The organism is Aeromonas sp. ASNIH1 (assembly GCF_002934285.1).
Classification (GTDB): domain Bacteria; phylum Pseudomonadota; class Gammaproteobacteria; order Enterobacterales; family Aeromonadaceae; genus Aeromonas; species Aeromonas caviae.
The window spans coordinates 4,786,474-4,799,078 of the sequence record NZ_CP026228.1 but is presented as its reverse complement, the minus strand read 5'-3'; the positions used below and the strand labels follow the sequence as shown (position 1 = coordinate 4,799,078).

Here is a 12,605-nt window from a genome sequence, read left to right as displayed (position 1 = left end):
CGACCCGATGAACGGGGGAGGCGAGAGGAAAAAGAGGCAAGCGTCGGGCGTGCAGGCAAAAAAATAGCCCAGTCGTTTGACTGGGCTATTCTCGGGGAATTTGGTCGGTGTGAGAGGATTCGAACCTCCGACCCTCTACACCCCATGCAGATGCGCTACCTGGCTGCGCTACACACCGACGGAGTCAGCTCGGCTGACGGGGAGGAAGTCTAATCGGATGATTTGGCGGGCGCAACTCCTTTTTTATCAGGGAGATGCCGACTGCTTCTTTATTGTTCAGCCAAGATGCAACTTGGGCCCTGGCCGGAGTTTTGGCATAATCGCCGCCCCCTTAGGCGGGCACAGGGTGGCGAACACCCAACTCGGGGTGTTCCGATGTCGCCGGGGCCTTTGGCCTCTCTTTCATTGACAGCATCTTCTGCCGTGGGCTACCGGCTACCGGCTAGCGCGAGGGGGAAGGGGCCCGGTGTGCCCAGGGCCGGGACGCAGCAATCCGGGAGTACGCGGCCGATGCCGTGCAGGGGCCAGGCAAGCCGACATCATATCGACGAGAGGATCAGGGCGTGAAACCATCTGAAGTTGCAGCACAGATCAGCCAGCGCGAGGAGGACGAACGCTGGATGCGCCATGCCATGGCCCTGGCAGCCAGGGCAGAGGGGATAGGCGAGATCCCGGTGGGCGCCGTGCTAGTGCTGGGGGACAAGATAGTGGCAGAGGGGTGGAATCGCTCCATCAGCGAGCACGACGCCTGCGCCCATGCCGAGGTGATGGCGCTTCGGGAAGCGGGCAAGCAGCTTGAAAACTATCGCCTGCTCGACACCACCCTCTATGTGACGCTGGAGCCCTGCTGTATGTGTGCCGGCGCCCTCATCCACAGCCGGGTCAAGCGGGTGGTCTATGGTGCCCGGGATTTGAAGACGGGGGCGGCAGGCTCTGTGTTCGACATCCTGCTGGATCCCCGCCACAACCACCAGGTGGTACTGACGGGGGAGGTGCTCGCCGACGCCTGCTCGGCCCAGCTGTCGGATTTCTTCAAACGGCGCCGCGCCGAGAAGAAGGCGGCCAGACTCGCCGCGAAAGAGGCGCTTCCTCACGATGACACCGGGGCCTGATGGCCCCGTTTGCTTTTATTTCACTGCCAGACCGGCGGCCTGCTTCCTACCAACTGCCACCCCTGCGATGAAGCCCGCGCTCTTTGCCGCTGTTGATGTAACAAAACTGTCATGCATCCGCCATATAATGCCGCCAAGCCTAGCTCACATTGAGGTCTTGCATGTCATCGGAATCGTTAAATCTGGTCATGGCGGGCAGTCGAAAACGCCGGATCAAGGATAAATTGGCCAAATATGGCGTCACCACAGGGGGAGCCCTGGTGCTGGTGGCGCTGTTGCTTATCTTCTTCTACCTGCTTTATGTGGTGAAGCCCATCTTCAATGGCGCCAGCATGGAGAGCACCGCTTCCTTCACCCTGCCCATCAAGGGCAAGACCGCCTGGCTCGGGGTCGAGGAGCAAAACGAGATAGGTTACCGCTTCAGTGACCTGGGGAAGGTCAAGTTCTTTGCCGTGCAACCGGATGGCAAGATCAAGACCGGACAGGTGATTGGCGAGGCGCAGGTGAACGGCGAGATCACGGCGGTTGCGCCGCCTGCGCCGGGCCAGAAACTCATCGCCTATGGGTTTGCCGACGGCAAGGCCCAGGTGGTGCAACCCTATTTCAAGATCTCCTATCCCAATGACGTGCGCGTCATCGAGCCCAGCCTGCAATATCCCTTCGGCGAGACCCCCGTGGTGATCGATCCCCAGGGCAAGGCGCTGACGCGCATGGTCTTCGAGGCGACCAAGGACAAGATGGCGACCGCGGCCGTGACCGAAGATGGTCGTGGTGTGCTGATGGTGATGAGCGGCGAGGAGAATTTCCTCTCCGGCGAAATCGAGTGGAGCAACCAGACCTACACCATTCCGTCCCTGCCACGCCATGTTGACCAGATGCTGCTGACCCCGAACCTGCGCCTGTTGTTCGTGCGCGAGGGCAACCGCCTGTCGGTCTATGACATCCACAACCTGAGCGACATTTCCCTGCGCAATGTCATGGAGATCAACGCCCCCAATGCCAGCGTGACCCAGGTGGCCCTGCTCTCCGGTGCGTCCTCCCTGCTGGTGGGCAACGACAACGGCGTCATCTCCCAGTGGTTCGAGGTGGCAAAGGATGGCAAGCGCCAGTTCACCCAGATCCGTGACTTCAAGAGTGACGCGCCGGTCGCCCTGCTGACCCCCGAGCACTTTCGCAAGGGCTTCATCAGCGCAGGCAGCGACGGCACCATCAACTTCTTCCATGCCACCGGCGAAGCCAAGCTGCTTGGCGAGAAGGTTGACGGGGGCAACCTGGCTGCCGTTGCCATCTCTCCTCGCCACAACCTGCTGTTGACCCAGCAGGGGGATGACTTCAAGGTCTTTGACGTCGAGAACGATCACCCCGAGGTAACCTGGTCTGCCCTCTGGCAACAGGTGTGGTATGAAGGCTATCCCGAGCCCCAGTACGTGTGGCAGTCCACCTCCGCCAGCAACGACTTCGAAGCCAAGCTGAGCCTGGTGCCCCTGGTGTTCGGTACCTTGAAAGCCTCCTTCTATGCCATGGTGTTCGCGGTGCCCCTGGGTGTCGCCGGCGCCATCTATACCGCCTACTTCATGTCGGCGGGGCTGCGCAAATACGTCAAGCCGACGGTGGAGATCATGGCGGCGCTGCCGACCGTCATCCTCGGCTTCCTGGCGGGTCTGTGGCTCGCTCCCATCATCGAAGGGGCCCTGCCCGGGGTGATCCTGCTGCTGATCCTGCTGCCCATGGGCATGCTGCTCACCGCCCTGGTGTGGAACTATCTGCCGGAGCGCGGCCGCACCTGGCTGCCGGAAGGCTGGCACGCCATTCTGCTTATCCCTGTGCTGCTGTTCATCGGATGGGGCGCCTTCGCCTTGAGTCCCATCATCGAGAACGCCTTTATGCACGGTGATTCGCGCATCTGGCTGACCCACGACATGGGCATCAAGTTTGACCAGCGCAACTCACTGGTGGTCGGTATCGCCATGGGCTTTGCGGTCATCCCCACCATCTTCTCCATCGCCGAAGACGCGGTCTTCTCGGTGCCCAAGCACCTGACCCAGGGCTCGCTTGCGCTGGGGGCGACCCCGTGGCAGACCCTGAGCCGGGTGGTGATCCTCACCGCGAGCCCAGGCATCTTCTCGGCGGTGATGATGGGCCTTGGCCGCGCCGTGGGCGAGACCATGATCGTGCTGATGGCCACCGGCAACACCCCCATCATGGACTTTTCCATGTTCCAGGGGCTGCGGACCCTGGCGGCGAACATCGCGGTGGAGATGCCGGAATCGGAAGTGGGCAGCTCCCACTACCGGGTGCTCTTCCTCGCCGCCTTCGTGCTGTTTGTGTTCACCTTCTTGTTCAATACCCTGGCTGAATTCGTCCGCCAGCGGTTGCGTGAAAAGTACAGCTCTCTGTAAGGACTAAGGAATCGACAATGGGTAAGTGGTTTAAATCGGGGGCCCCCTGGATCTGGATGACGGGGGGCGCCGTCAGCCTGAGTCTGGTGGCCGTACTGGGTCTGTTGTTGCTGATCGGCTGGCGTGGTCTGGTCTATTTCTGGCCCCATCCCATCTATGAGTGGCAACTTGAAGATGCAAGCGGCAACAAGAGCGTCCTGATTGGCGAGATCAACGACCGGGAGCTGGTGCCGGTGGAGCGCCTGCGCGCCGCAGGCCAGGCGCTGGAAGGGGAGGATCGCGAAGAGATTACCCGTTATCTGGTCAAGACCGGCAACCGGGAGTTCGTGGACCTCGATTTTCGCTGGGTGCTGGAGACCGATATCAAATCGCGCACCCAGCCGGCGGAGCTCGCCATGGTGGAACGCGCCACCAACGGCAACTTCTATGGTTACATCACCTCGGTGAAGGAAGATGGCCAGGAGCTGACCACGGATCTGCATCCCGCCTTGCAGCGGGTGTTGGCCCGTGCCAACGGCCTCTCAAGCCAAGCCAACGACCTGCAAAAAGGGGCCATCGGCAGCATCAACTATCAGCTGGAGCGCCTGCGCCTGAAAGAGCGCAAGGCCGAGCTGGATGACAAGCTGACCGATCAGCTTAAAGCCGAGCTGGCGAGCGAGCGTCAGGCGCTCAACGACCGTTACCAGGTGCTGGAGAAAGAGCTCTTCTCCCTGCGCACCCAGGCGGACAGAGACAGCATCACCGTCAAGGACATGCGCGGCGAGCTGGTGACCATGCCCATGTCCCGGGTGCTGGATGTGGTCTGGCCCAACGACATGAGCCTGATGGCCAAGGTGGGTCACTGGTTCCACCAGATTGGCAAGTTCGTCTCCGATGACCCCCGGGAGGCGAACACCGAGGGCGGCGTCTTCCCGGCCATCTTCGGCACCGTCTTCATGGTGATCCTGATGGCCATCATCGTGACCCCGCTCGGGGTGGTGGCGGCGGTCTACCTGCACGAGTACGCGGGCAAGAACAGCCTGACCAAGATCATCCGCATCGCGGTGATCAACCTGGCGGGGGTGCCCTCCATCGTCTACGGCGTGTTTGGCCTGGGTTTCTTCGTCTACACCCTGGGGGGCAGCATCGACAGCCTCTTCTACCCGGAAGCGCTGCCGAGCCCGACCTTCGGCTCCCCTGGTGTCATCTGGTCAGCCCTGACCCTGGCCATCCTGACCCTGCCGGTGGTGATCGTCTCCACCGAAGAGGGGCTGGCCCGGATCCCGAGCACCATTCGCCAGGGTTCGCTGGCGCTAGGTGCCACCCAGGCCGAGACCCTGTGGCGCATCGTGCTGCCCATGGCCAGCCCGGCCATCATGACCGGCCTTATCCTGGCCATCGCCCGTGCGGCGGGCGAGGTGGCGCCGCTGATGCTGGTGGGGGTGGTGAAGCTTGCTCCCACGTTGCCGATGGATGGCAACTTCCCGTACCTGCACGTGGAGCGCAAGTTCATGCACCTGGGCTTCCACATCTATGACGTGGGCTTCCAGAGCCCGAACGTCGAGGCGGCGCGTCCTCTGGTCTACGCCACCTCCTTCCTGCTGGTGACGGTGATCGTCGGCCTCAACCTGACGGCGATCGGTATTCGTAACCACCTGCGCGAGAAATTCCGGTCGCTGGAACATTAATCCAGCCATTACAGAGACGGGCAGGGACCTTCCCTGCCAACCAGATATTCCGGCAGCGGGCAAGACGTTTACCCGCTGCCACCAAGAGAATTTGAGGTAAACAGATGATCAACGTAACACCGAGTTCGGCCCCGCACACCGCCACCGACCTGCTCAACCTGACCCCGGAGCAGACTGCGCTGGAGGTGAAGGATCTCAACCTGTACTACGGCAACAAGCAGGCGCTGTTCAACGTCAACATGAAGATCCCCAAGGGTCAGGTCACCGCCTTCATCGGCCCGTCCGGTTGCGGCAAGTCCACTTTGCTGCGCTGCATCAACCGGATGAACGATCTGGTGGAGATCTGCCGCATCGAGGGGGAGATCCAGCTGCACGGCCACAACATCTATGACAAGAGCGTGGATGTCTCCGCCCTGCGCCGTCAGGTGGGCATGGTGTTCCAGCGCCCCAACCCCTTCCCCAAGTCCATCTACGAGAACGTGGTCTACGGCCTGCGCCTGCAGGGCATCAATGACCGCCGTACTCTGGACGAGGCCGCCGAGCGTTCCCTGCGCGGTGCCGCCCTGTGGGAGGAAGTGAAGGATCGTCTGCACGACAACGCCTTTGGTCTCTCCGGCGGTCAGCAGCAGCGTCTGGTGATTGCCCGTGCCATCGCCATCGAGCCGGAAGTGCTGCTGCTCGATGAACCGACCTCGGCGCTGGACCCCATCTCCACCCTCACCATCGAGGAGCTCATCAACGAGCTCAAGAGCCAGTTCACCGTGGTGATCGTGACCCACAACATGCAGCAGGCGGCGCGGGTCTCGGATCAGACCGCGTTCATGTACATGGGGGAACTCATCGAGTACTCGAATACCAACACCATCTTCACCACCCCGGCCAAGAAGAAGACCGAAGACTACATTACCGGTCGTTACGGCTAAGGGATGCCGCTGATTGAGATGAGCAAGATGAGCAAGATGAGCATCAACAAACAGATTGGCAGTCAGTTCAACGGCTAAGGCATAATCGGAGCAACAAGGATTACTGGTATGGACAATATGAACCTCAACAAACACATCTCCGGTCAGTTCAATGCCGAGCTTGAGAGCGTGCGCAATCAGGTACTGGTGATGGGGGGGCTGGTGGAGAAGCAACTCACCGACGCCATCGCCGCCATCCATGGCCAGGATCTGGATGCGGCGCGCAAGATCGTGGCCAACGACCACAAGGTCAACGCCATGGAAGTGGCGATCGACGAGGAGTGCACCCGCATCATCGCCAAGCGTCAGCCCACTGCGTCCGACCTGCGGCTGGTGATGGCCATCATCAAGACCATCACGGATCTGGAGCGGATTGGCGACGTGGCGGACAAGATTGCCCGCATGCTGACCGACAACGCCAACAAGCCCCAGCCACCGCTGGTGTCGCTGGAGAACATGGGGCGTCGCACCATCAAGATGCTCCACGACGTGCTGGACGCTTTCGCCCGCATGGATCTGGATGCCGCCCTGGCGGTCTACAAGGAAGATGACAAGGTGGATCGGGAGTACGAGTCCATCATCCGCGAGCTGATGACCTACATGATGGAAGATCCGCGCACCATCCCCCAGGTGCTCAACGTGCTCTGGGCGGCACGGGCCATCGAGCGGGTCGGTGATCGCTGCCAGCACATCTGCGAGTACATCGTCTACTACGTCAAGGGCAAGGATGTGCGCCACACCAAGGCCGATGACCTGAGCGATCTGCTGGGCAAGGGCTGATGGGGCGCCTTGGGTGGAGCTCCCGTCGCGGCTGCAGGACGGGAATCCAACCCTGATTGAATAAAAAGGCGCTTTGAGCGCCTTTTTCATTGCATGGCACGGCAGTTCAAGATAACGCCACCCGGCGGGCGCTTTTCTGCTAGAATATGGCCCCTGTGTGAGTCCCGGATGGAGTCACGGTCCGGTTTCCCGGGCCCAGTTTGCCGTCTTGTGCTAAGGCGGCTGTCGCAATAGGTTAATCATGAGTTTTGCCGATAGTTTGTTCTTTCTGATGCTGCTGGTCGCCGGCAGCGTGTTCTTCTCACTCTCCGAGATCTCCCTTGCCGCCTCCCGCAAGATCAAGTTGCAGGTGATGGCCGACGAGGGCAACCGCCACGCCGAGAAGGTGCTGGCATTGCAGGCCCAGCCGGGCAACTTCTTTACCGTGGTGCAGATAGGCCTCAATACCGTCGCCATCCTCGGCGGTATCCTGGGGGAATCCGCCCTCAATCCCGCCATCAGGGAGCTGATTGCCGGCTTCTACCAGGGGCCCTGGCTCGGCCAGATTAGCTCTGCGGCCTCGTTCGTCTTCGTCACCGGCATGTTCATCCTGATAGCGGACCTGATGCCCAAGCGCCTTGCCATGACCATGCCCGAGCGGATCGCCGTGGTGGTGGTGCGTCCCATGATGCTGTGCGTCACCTTGCTGATGCCACTGGTGTGGCTGTTCAACGGCATGGCCAACGGCCTGTTCCGGCTGATGCGCATCTCCATGGTGCGCAACGACGAGATCACCTCCGACGATATTTATGCGGTGATGGATGCAGGTGCCGAAGCCGGTGTCATTCAGCGCGAGGAGCACCAGCTCATCGAGAACGTGTTCGAGCTCCAGTCTCTGGGTGTCACTTCCGCCATGACGGCGCGGGAGAGCCTCATCTACTTCACCCTGCAAGAGGGGGAGGAGAGCATCAAGGCGAAGATCGCCGAGCACCCCCACAACAAGTTCCTGGTGTGCGACCACAACCTCGACAGCATCAAGGGGTTCGTGGATGCCAAGGAGCTGCTGATCCGCGTCATCAGCGGCCAGAGCATCGATCTCAACAGCGGCTCCCTGGTGCAGAACGTCATCATCATTCCCGACACCCTCAACCTCTACGAGGCGATGGAGTACTTCAAGAACCATCGCGGCGACTTTGCGGTGGTGATGAACGAATACGCCCTGGTGGTGGGCATCGTCACCATGAACGACCTGATGAGCACCGTCATGGGGGAGTGGGCCACCCACGTGGTGGAAGAGCAGATCGTCCAGCGGGACGAGAACTCCTGGCTGGTGGACGGGGTGACCCCCATCTCCGACGTGATGCGCGCCTTCGACATCGAGGAGTTCCCGGAAAACCAGAACTACGAGACCATCGCCGGTTTCATCATGTACATGCTGCGCAAGATCCCCAAGCGCACCGACTCGGTCAAATATGCCGGTTACAAGTTCGAAGTGGTGGACATCGACAGTTACAAGATTGACCAGTTGCTGGTCACCCGGGTAGAACCTGCGAGCAATGAGAAGCCCGCTCAGGAATCCTAAAGGAGTTCGTTAGCAATCATGAAGATGAAGACTCATTCCCGTGCGCTGGCCTGTGTGGCGCTCGCCCTGGCACTGGGTGCCTGCAGCCAGAGCGCACCGCGCAAGCCAGTGACGCCTGCCAAACCCGTTACCCCCGAGCCTGCCGTGGTGGTCCCGCAGCAGGATCCCGATGCGGTGGTGCAAAGCGCCGTGGCAGAGCCCAGCCCGGTGTTCGACGAGGAGTATCACGGCCCGGATCAAGGGTCGCTTGAATCGGTCACCGCCCTGTTTGCCCGGGGTTACATCGAATCCGCCATGCGCGAGACCATGCTGGCGGCGGTGCACAGCGACTATCCGCTGCTCGGCATGCGGGACGTGCGTCTCACCGACCCTGTTGCCAAGTTCCTCACCTCGGCCCAGGCACGCACCACGGCCCACGACTACCTCTATGCCGGGGTGCAGCGTCGGCTGGGCCGCCCCCTCAGCCCCGCCCAGTGGGAGCAGATCTGGCAGGGCTATCCCCAGCAGGGCCGGGTCTCCGACTGGGTCAAGCAGACCAAGCGGGTGCTGGCCGGGCGCTGAGCCCCTGGTTATCGGCGGCTGTGCCCGCCTTGATCCCCTGTTTCACAAGAGGCCACCCCCCGGGGTGGCCTCTTGTCGTTTCAGTGCCTGCCCAGGTGATGCCTGTGCCGGGGAGATCTCCCTTTGCCGCCATCATCCTGAGCTTGCCCGGATTTGTTCGTAGCCCCCGATTGCCTCTTGTTCTACTTTGGGTCATGATATTTGGGATTTCTAGCCGTCTAGATGTTTTGATGGCTTAATGTGGTTTCACACAATAAACACCCGTCATGGCGGGGAGACGCAGAGAGACAGAGATGGACAAGCAGGATTTGTGGGTACTCGATGGCGGTATGGGCCGTGAACTGGCGCGGCGTGGTGCGCCGTTCCGTCAACCGGAGTGGTCGGCGCTGGCGTTGATGGAAGCGCCCGAGACGGTGCGCGAGGTACACCAGGCCTATGCGACGAGCGGTGCCCGGGTGATCACTACCAACAGCTATGCCCTGGTGCCCTTCCACATCGGCGAGGCGCGCTTTGCCGCCCAAGGGGAGGCACTTGCAGCTCTGGCCGGGCAACTGGCCCGAGACGTGGCCGACGAGCAGGGGGGAGCCGTCAAGGTGGCCGGCTCCTTGCCGCCGCTCTTTGGCTCCTATCGTGCGGACCTCTATCAGGCCGAGCGGGTGAGCGAGCTGGCGACACCGCTTATCCGGGCCCTGTCACCCCATGTGGATCTCTGGCTGGCGGAGACCATGAGCCTCATCGCCGAACCCCTGGCCCTCAAGGCCCTGCTGCCCGAGGACGGCAAGCCGTTCTGGGTCTCCTTTACTCTGGAAGACGAGGCGCCGGGCAGCGAGCCCACCCTGCGCTCCGGCGAGCGGGTGGCGGATGCCGTGGCCGCGTTGGCGTCGGCCGGGGTGGATGCCATCCTGTTCAACTGCTGCCAGCCCGAGGTGATTGAAGGGGCGCTCAAGGTGGCCGTCGCCGCGTTACAGGTTCAGGGGCGCACCGACGTTCGCCTAGGCGCCTATGCCAACGCCTTCCCGCCCCAGCCCAAGGAGGCGACTGCCAATGACGGTCTGGACGAGATCCGCGGCGATCTGGGGCCGCTGGATTACCTCGGCTGGGCCGAGCGCTGGCGCAGAGCCGGGGCAAACCTCATCGGTGGCTGCTGCGGCATCGGCCCGGAACACATCGAGGCGCTGGCCAGCCGGCTGCGTTAAGGAGCGCCCATGAAAGAGAGCAAGATCGGGCTCTGGTCCCTCACTGCGCTGGTGTTCAGCTCCATGGTGGGGGCCGGCATCTTCAGCCTGCCCCAGAACATGGCCGATGTGGCGGGCGCCCGCGCCGTGCTGATCGGCTGGGCCGTCACCGGGGTCGGCATACTGGCGCTGGCCATGAGCTTCCTCTACCTGTCGCGGCTCAAACCCGAGCTCGACGGCGGCATCTACAGCTATGCCCGGGCCGGCTTTGGCGAGCTGGTGGGGTTCTTCTCCGCCTGGGGATACTGGCTATGTGCCACCATCGGCGTGGTGGGTTATCTGGTGATCGCCTTCGCGGCGCTGGGCAGCTTCGTCGATACGCCGGAGCGGGTCTGGTTTGGCGAGGGCAACACATTGGCAGCTTTTGTCGGCGAGTCCTGCATCCTCTGGGCGGTGCACCTGCTGGTGGCCCGCGGCGTGCAGCAGGCGGCCCTGTTCAATCTGGTAGCGACCCTGGCCAAGAGCCTGCCGCTGCTGCTGTTCATCCTGTTCGCCTGCTACTGGTTCGATCCGGTCACCTTTGCGGCAGATCAGGAGGGCAGCACCCTGGCGGTACCGGTCTCCGAGCAGGTGCGCAACACCATGCTCATCACCCTCTGGGTCTTCACCGGCATCGAAGGGGCAGCGGTGCTCTCGGCCCGGGCGAGAAACAAGCGGGATGTGGGCACCGCCACCGTGCTCGGCGTGGTGCTGGCGCTGCTGCTCTATGTGCTCATCTCGGTGCTGGCGCTCGGAATATTGAGCCGCCCGGAGCTTGCGGCCCTGCCCAACCCCTCCATGGCGGGACTGATGGCCCAGATGACGGGTTCCTGGGGCAAGCTGCTCATCAGCGCCGGCCTCATCGTGTCGGTGCTCGCCTCCTACGTGAGCTGGACCCTCTTCTCGGCCGAGGTGCCGTTCAGCGCGGCGCGTCACGGGGCCTTCCCGGCCATCTTCCGGCGCGAGAACCGCAACGGCACCCCCATCGCCTCGCTCTGGCTCACCAGCCTGACCGTGCAGGGCTGCTTGCTGCTGGTGTGGCTGCTTGGCAAGGGGTACACCAACCTGCTGCTCATCTCCACCTCCATGATCCTGGTGCCCTACCTGCTCATCGGCCTCTTCCTGCTCAAGCTGGTCTTCAGTGGCAAGGGTGGGCAGGGCCGCGGCCTGATGCGGGTGGTGGCGCTGGTGTCGAGTGGTTATGGTTTCTGGCTGCTCTACGCCGCCGGGGTGGAGTACCTGCTGCTGTCGCTTCTGCTCTACGGGCCGGGTCTGCTGCTGTTTCTCTACAGCCGTCGCCAGCTCGGCGCCGAACAGCGGCTCAGCGGGCGCGAACGGCTGCTGGCCGGGGTGACGCTGCTGAGCCTGATCCCCGCCGTCTGGTCCTTCGTTCACGTCTGACCCGGGGGTTGTCCCTGTCATGAAAAAGAGCGCCCCTGGGCGCTCTTTTTTTATTCTGGTCGGTGGGTCAACCGCTGGTGGGGCCCGCCGGTTTGCCAAACAGCACGGCGAGCTTTTGCCGCCATGGGAGGCCCCGGGCCTCTTGCAGCATGTCGCGCCACTCGTGGAAGGTGAGGGTGAGGGGGTTGAAGCTGTGAATTGGCTTGGTGATGCCGAAACGGCACGGCTCGCCCAAGTCTTCTTCCACGAAGGTGCCAAACAGCCGGTCCCAGATGATGAGCACGCCGGCGAAGTTGCGATCGATGTATCTGGCATTGCTGGCGTGGTGCACCCTGTGGTGGGACGGGGTGTTGAAGATCCATTCAAGTTTGCCCAGCTTGCCCACCACCTGGGTGTGGACGAAGAACTGAAAACCCAGGCTCAAGAGCACGGTGGCCACCACCGCCTCGGGGGGGAAGCCGATGAGGATCATGGGGATCCAGAACAGCCACATGCCGGAGACCGGGTACATCAGGCTCTGGCGAAAGGCGGTGGAGAGGTTGAGCCGCTCCGAGCTGTGGTGCACCACGTGGGAGGCCCAGAGCCAGCGCACATGGTGGCTCGCGAAGTGGAACAGCCAGTAGCAGAGATCCTGCAACAGAAAGAGCAGCAAGAGGCTCCAGAGGTTCAGCTCGATATCGAATAATCGCCAGCCCCAGAGGGTGTCATAGAGATAGGCGATGGCAATGGCGGCCAGGGCATCGCCCCCCTGATGCATCAGTGCCAGGGTGGCATTGGCGAAGAGATCCTTCCACTGGTAGCCCGCCGTGGGATAGGCGGCGCCGTGTTTTCGCAGGTAGAGCATCTCCCAGCCGATGAAAACCAGAAAGAGGGGCGAGAGGTAGAGCAAGAGCAGTTGCACATCCATGTGAGCCATCCGGTTGGACCAGTTGGATGTCAGCATACCGG

General features: G+C 62.2%; 10 protein-coding genes and 1 tRNA gene. 9 read left to right on the top strand and 2 right to left on the bottom strand.

Annotated features, from left to right (window positions below; all coding sequences use genetic code 11):
- Window positions 1-101 precede the first annotated feature (101 nt).
- A tRNA-Pro gene (locus C2U37_RS23110) sits at window positions 102-178 on the bottom strand.
- Between the two features lie 385 nt (window positions 179-563).
- Here C2U37_RS23110 and tadA point away from each other — a divergent pair.
- The 9 genes from tadA to C2U37_RS23065 all read left to right on the top strand — a co-directional run bounded on the left by tadA (window position 564) and on the right by C2U37_RS23065 (window position 11,657).
- Window positions 564-1,112, top strand: coding sequence for a tRNA adenosine(34) deaminase TadA (gene tadA / locus C2U37_RS23105; RefSeq protein ID WP_104453130.1), 549 nt, complete (start codon window positions 564-566; stop codon window positions 1,110-1,112).
- 161 nt (window positions 1,113-1,273) lie between these two features.
- A complete protein-coding gene (locus C2U37_RS23100) occupies window positions 1,274-3,511 on the top strand; it encodes an ABC transporter permease subunit (protein WP_045524162.1) in 2,238 nt (745 codons plus the stop codon).
- Between the two features lie 17 nt (window positions 3,512-3,528).
- Window positions 3,529-5,178, top strand: coding sequence for a phosphate ABC transporter permease PstA (gene pstA, locus C2U37_RS23095; RefSeq protein ID WP_103260414.1), 1,650 nt, complete (start codon window positions 3,529-3,531; stop codon window positions 5,176-5,178).
- A gap of 104 nt (window positions 5,179-5,282) precedes the next feature.
- On the top strand, window positions 5,283-6,101 hold the full coding sequence (gene pstB / locus C2U37_RS23090; RefSeq protein WP_010675264.1) for a phosphate ABC transporter ATP-binding protein PstB: 819 nt from the start codon (window positions 5,283-5,285) through the stop codon (window positions 6,099-6,101).
- Between the two features lie 108 nt (window positions 6,102-6,209).
- Window positions 6,210-6,920: a phosphate signaling complex protein PhoU gene (phoU, locus tag C2U37_RS23085; protein WP_029314752.1), complete on the top strand. Its 711-nt coding sequence runs from the start codon at window positions 6,210-6,212 to the stop codon at window positions 6,918-6,920.
- A gap of 241 nt (window positions 6,921-7,161) precedes the next feature.
- Window positions 7,162-8,481 carry a hemolysin family protein gene (locus C2U37_RS23080; RefSeq protein WP_041213150.1) on the top strand — a complete coding sequence of 440 codons (1,320 nt, stop codon included), beginning with the start codon at window positions 7,162-7,164 and terminating at the stop codon, window positions 8,479-8,481.
- 18 nt (window positions 8,482-8,499) lie between these two features.
- Entirely contained in the window at window positions 8,500-9,042 is a 543-nt protein-coding gene (locus C2U37_RS23075) for a hypothetical protein (RefSeq protein WP_042017561.1), read from the top strand.
- A 293-nt stretch (window positions 9,043-9,335) separates the two neighbouring features.
- Window positions 9,336-10,238, top strand: a complete 903-nt coding sequence (locus C2U37_RS23070; protein ID WP_069652537.1) for a homocysteine S-methyltransferase family protein — start codon at window positions 9,336-9,338, stop codon at window positions 10,236-10,238.
- Window positions 10,239-10,247: 9 nt separating this feature from the next.
- Entirely contained in the window at window positions 10,248-11,657 is a 1,410-nt protein-coding gene (locus C2U37_RS23065) for a basic amino acid/polyamine antiporter (protein ID WP_042864109.1), read from the top strand.
- Between the two features lie 67 nt (window positions 11,658-11,724).
- On the opposite strand, the gene C2U37_RS23060 is transcribed toward C2U37_RS23065, so the two are convergent.
- Window positions 11,725-12,564: a sterol desaturase family protein gene (locus C2U37_RS23060; RefSeq protein ID WP_039040283.1), complete on the bottom strand. Its 840-nt coding sequence runs from the start codon at window positions 12,562-12,564 to the stop codon at window positions 11,725-11,727.
- Window positions 12,565-12,605 lie beyond the last annotated feature (41 nt).

Coding starts and splice junctions, on each gene's coding strand:
- C2U37_RS23060 (WP_039040283.1), bottom strand. CDS start 12,564: ATGGATGTGCAACTGCTCTTGCTCTACCTCTCGCCCCTCTTTCTGGTT.
- C2U37_RS23100 (WP_045524162.1), top strand. CDS start 1,274: ATGTCATCGGAATCGTTAAATCTGGTCATGGCGGGCAGTCGAAAACGC.
- C2U37_RS23075 (WP_042017561.1), top strand. CDS start 8,500: ATGAAGATGAAGACTCATTCCCGTGCGCTGGCCTGTGTGGCGCTCGCC.
- C2U37_RS23065 (WP_042864109.1), top strand. CDS start 10,248: ATGAAAGAGAGCAAGATCGGGCTCTGGTCCCTCACTGCGCTGGTGTTC.
- C2U37_RS23070 (WP_069652537.1), top strand. CDS start 9,336: ATGGACAAGCAGGATTTGTGGGTACTCGATGGCGGTATGGGCCGTGAA.
- pstB (WP_010675264.1), top strand. CDS start 5,283: ATGATCAACGTAACACCGAGTTCGGCCCCGCACACCGCCACCGACCTG.
- pstA (WP_103260414.1), top strand. CDS start 3,529: ATGGGTAAGTGGTTTAAATCGGGGGCCCCCTGGATCTGGATGACGGGG.
- C2U37_RS23080 (WP_041213150.1), top strand. CDS start 7,162: ATGAGTTTTGCCGATAGTTTGTTCTTTCTGATGCTGCTGGTCGCCGGC.
- phoU (WP_029314752.1), top strand. CDS start 6,210: ATGGACAATATGAACCTCAACAAACACATCTCCGGTCAGTTCAATGCC.